The 4,201-nt window shown below is 43.8% G+C and carries 4 protein-coding genes; all 4 read right to left on the bottom strand.

The window, feature by feature from the left end; genetic code table 11:
- A partial coding sequence (locus WJ238_RS11490; protein ID WP_337606995.1) for a metallophosphoesterase family protein occupies positions 1-805 on the bottom strand: 805 nt, incomplete at its 3' end.
- Positions 699-1,964 carry a sensor histidine kinase gene (locus WJ238_RS11485; protein WP_230104924.1) on the bottom strand — a complete coding sequence of 422 codons (1,266 nt, stop codon included), beginning with the start codon at positions 1,962-1,964 and terminating at the stop codon, positions 699-701. The genes WJ238_RS11485 and WJ238_RS11490, both read right to left, overlap by 107 nt.
- Positions 1,954-2,649, bottom strand: a complete 696-nt coding sequence (gene vanR / locus WJ238_RS11480; protein ID WP_331471439.1) for a VanR-ABDEGLN family response regulator transcription factor — start codon at positions 2,647-2,649, stop codon at positions 1,954-1,956. The genes WJ238_RS11485 and vanR overlap by 11 nt, the downstream gene beginning before the upstream one ends.
- A 27-nt stretch (positions 2,650-2,676) precedes the next feature.
- Positions 2,677-4,068, bottom strand: coding sequence for an asparagine--tRNA ligase (gene asnS, locus WJ238_RS11475; protein WP_230104923.1), 1,392 nt, complete (start codon positions 4,066-4,068; stop codon positions 2,677-2,679).
- Between the last annotated feature and the right edge of the window lie 133 nt (positions 4,069-4,201).

The raw sequence follows: 4,201 nt of genomic DNA, 5'->3' as shown, positions 1-4,201 counted from the left end.
CTTTTAAAAGAAACTTATAAATGTTCTCTTTCCCGTTTTCTTCTATGGTTTTCTGAATCACGTTTCTTAAAGAAAATCCACTCATTTCCACCTTCACATTCAAAGCAAGATGAACATATTCCCTCGTTGCAAACGGGACAAATGTAAAGCGGCACCCCTCTTTTGTTATCTCCCCTCTGATATATCCATGCTTTCCCGTATCATTGATATCCGTAGGTTCCAGCGCTCCTGCATAAGCCGCTTTTCCCGGAATCAGACACGTTGGCTTGTGAATATGGCCAAGCGCCGTGTAGTCATAGCCTAATTTTTCTATCTTAGCCTTGTCAATGGGAAGATGCTCTTTATCCCCTCCATGGAGCAAAAGGATCTCATAATCCATTTCTCCCGAAGGCAAAGCTTTGTCATACAATGTTTCCGTAATCTTGCGCTCATGATAACTGCATCCGCAGACAGATGTTTTCAGCTTGGGAATCTGAACTTCAGATGGCTCCTTTCCTGCCAGCATATGAACATTCGGTTCCCAGTCAAAACGTCCGTAGTAAGCTCCCGGCTTGATATAATCATGGTTGCCGGCGATCATTACCACTTCTGTATGGGAGAGGGAGCCAAACATGTCGTTCACCTCTTTCAGTTCCCTTAAAAGCGGCTGCCGGTGAAAGAGGTCGCCGGCAATCAGGAGAAGATCTGTTTTCTCCTCCTCACATATCATGATTATCTTTCGAAATGTCTCCCAGATTTCGGTGTCCCGCTTTTCGCTGTAAGCCTTTCCTGCCTCTGGACGAACTCCTAAATGTACGTCTGCGATGTGAATGAATTTCAATTTCTTCTTTCTCCTCCTGCTTGTTTCTGGATGGAAGCAGCACAATAAATTGTGTTTGTTCATCGTCACTCTTTGCCATGATCCTGCCTCCATGGAGTTCTACGATTTCTTTGGCAATGGCAAGCCCCAAGCCTGCCCCTCCTGTTTCACTGGATCTGGAATCATCCAGCCGGTAGAATTTTTCAAATATTGTCTGCAGCTTTGTGCCTGGAATCCGTTCCCCCTGATTGGAAAAAATGATCTCAATATCATTTTTCTTCTTATGCGCCTCTATACGGATTTTTGTTCCTGCATAGCAATAGGCAATTGCATTTCTTAAAATATTATCAAATACCCGGGCAAGCTTGTCCGGATCTCCATATATATTCAGATTGTCCTCTGCCTCTACTTCGCAGGTCAGATCTTTTTCCTGCAGGACCGCATAGAGTTCATCCGCAATCTGTTCCAGCATCATGGATAGATTTACTTCTACCGGCTCCAGCTCAATATCCTGGAGATTAAATTTTGTAATATCAAAAAATTCGTTGATCAGTTCTCCCAGACGAATCGCCTTTTCCAGAGAAATATGGGTATATTTTTCTCTTTCCTCCCGGGGCATATCAGGATGCGCCTCCAGCATAGCAAGATAAGCCACAATGGATGTAAGGGGTGTTTTCAGATCGTGGGCAAGAAACAAAACCAGGTCATTCTTCTTCTTTTCTCCTTCAATTGCTTCCAATTCCTGACGCTTCAGCGTCGCCTTGATTTCATTGAGACGGATCTCAATAGGTTTAAGCTCCGTGATCAGATGGATCGGCTCTGTAGATTCTGAAATAATGTTTTCAATTCCATCCCCTACCTGATCCAGGTATTTCGTCATCTTTGACAACGCCACATAAAAGAAAAGCGCAAAAAGAAGAAGGAAGCCCAGGATCATAAAAAACACCTTATTATCTCCCAACAGACGCCAATATAAATCAATGGCGGTCTGTTCTTCCACATCAAATGCGACCAGCACCTTTACAAACGTCGTTGCAAAGCTGTCATTGTACACGCCGTCGATCACATAATTCAGAAGAAAGCCGCCAACTAATACAGTCAGCGCCGTTACAAGCACTGTCTGAAGCAGAATACTGAATTTTAATTTACGATAATTATTCTTCAACTTTATAACCTACTCCCCATACTGTCTTGATAAAGTCTGAAGTTCCGGTCGGTACACTCATTTTCTCCCGCAGGTGACGGATATGTACCATAACCGTATTGTTGCTGTTTTTATAATACTGCTCATGCCATACTTTCTCAAAAAGTTCTTCTGAGCTGATCACCTTTCCCCTGTTCTCACACAGAAGCCACAAAATATCAAACTCAATGGGAGTCAGAGTAAGCGGCACTTCATTATAAACACATTCATGGGAAGTCCGGTTCAGCACAAGTCCGCCGAAATCTATAATGTCTCCCTGTTCCTTGCCTCCGTCGTTATACTGTGTATAACGCCTAAGCTGTGCTTTCACGCGGGCGATCAGCTCCAGCGGGTTAAAAGGCTTGGGGATATAGTCATCCGCTCCCATAGTCAGTCCGGTGATCTTGTCCATATACTCTGTTTTCGCCGTCAACATGATCACCGGAAATGTATATTTCTCCCGAATCCTTTTCAGGATCTCAAAACCGTCGATATCCGGAAGCATGACATCCAGAATAGCCAGATCGATCTTCTTTTCAAAAATGCAGTCCAGCGCATCCTGCCCGGTGTAAAACTTGTACACCGTATACTGGTCATTTTGCAGATATAATTCAATTACATCCGCAATTTCCCGCTCATCATCCACTACTAATATATTCATACTCATACGAACCTCCTTCGGCTCTGTCCCTCTTTACAGTTCACAGTTGTTTACTGTTCTTGGGAATGGGATCACATCTCTGATATTGCTCATTCCCGTCAAATACATAATACATCTTTCAAAGCCAAGTCCAAATCCGGAGTGCCTTGTAGAACCATATTTCCGAAGATCCATATAAAATCCGTAATCTTCTTCCTTCAGTCCCAGCTCCTTCATGCGGGCAGCCAGCTTATCATAATCATCTTCCCTCTGGCTTCCTCCGATGATCTCCCCGATTCCCGGAACAAGACAGTCTACTGCTGCAACCGTTTTATTGTCATCATTCATCTTCATATAGAAAGCTTTGATATCCTTCGGATAGTCCGTTACAAATACCGGACGCTTGTAAACTTCCTCTGTCAGATAACGTTCATGTTCTGTCTGAAGGTCTGCTCCCCAGGATACTTTATATTCAAATTTATCATTGTTCTTTTCCAGTATTTCAATCGCTTCTGTATAAGTCACTCTCGCGAAGTCAGAAGAAACGACATTATTCAGACGGTCAAGAAGTCCTTTATCTACAAAAGAATTGAAGAAATTCATCTCTTCCGGCGCATTTTCCAACACATAGCTGATCACGTATTTCAGCATGGATTCTGCAAGAGCCATATTATCATCAAGATCTGCAAAGGCCATCTCAGGCTCGATCATCCAGAACTCTGCCGCATGTCTTGTCGTATTGGAATTTTCCGCACGGAACGTGGGTCCGAACGTATAAATATTCCGGAAAGCCTGGGCGTAAGTCTCTCCGTTTAACTGACCGCTGACTGTAAGGTTTGTCTCTTTGTTAAAGAAATCCTGGGAATAGTCCACCGTACCGTCCGGATTCTTTGGAACGTTTTCCATATCCAATGTGGTTACACGGAACATTTCCCCTGCTCCTTCGCAATCGCTTCCTGTGATCAGAGGAGTGTGCACATAGACAAATCCTCTCTCCTGGAAAAATTTATGGATCGCATAGGCGGTCAGGGATCTTACCCGGAATACAGCCTGGAATGTATTCGTTCTCGGCCGGAGATGGGCAATCGTCCTTAAGAACTCAAAACTGTGGCGTTTCTTCTGCAGCGGATAATCCGGCGCGGAAGCTCCTTCCACTGTCACTTCCTCTGCCTGGATCTCAAAAGGCTGCTTTGCCTGCGGCGTTGCCACAAGCGTTCCTTTTACAATGATCGCCGCCCCTACATTAAGTTTGGAAATCTCTGCAAAATTTTCCATTTTATCGTGGTACACAACCTGCAGCGGTTCAAAAAAAGAACCGTCGTTTACAACAATAAACCCAAACGTCTTGGAATCCCGGATGCTCCGTACCCATCCGCCTATGGTGACTTCTTTATCCAAATAATCTTCTCTGTTTTTATACAGCTCTTTGATCGTTGTCAGTTTCATATCCATTTACTCCTTTAAATTTCCCTTTGCTTTTTGCACGTTTCCCCCATTATAGCATACTGTTTGGTGTTGTGCCACACCGGGAAGTCAAAAAAGGGGTTAAGACCTTTTTATATTGCCTTTTTTATATTGC

The organism is Claveliimonas sp. (genome assembly GCF_037273965.1).
Lineage (GTDB): Bacteria > Bacillota > Clostridia > Lachnospirales > Lachnospiraceae > Claveliimonas > Claveliimonas bilis.
Note: the sequence above shows the minus strand (reverse complement) of the source record. Positions and strands in the feature narration are given on the sequence as shown.

What these genes read in the sequence shown, in the direction of transcription:
- asnS (WP_230104923.1), bottom strand. Translation starts at nt 4,068, where the DNA reads ATGAAACTGACAACGATCAAAGAGCTGTATAAAAACAGAGAAGATTAT.
- vanR (WP_331471439.1), bottom strand. Translation starts at nt 2,649, where the DNA reads ATGAGTATGAATATATTAGTAGTGGATGATGAGCGGGAAATTGCGGAT.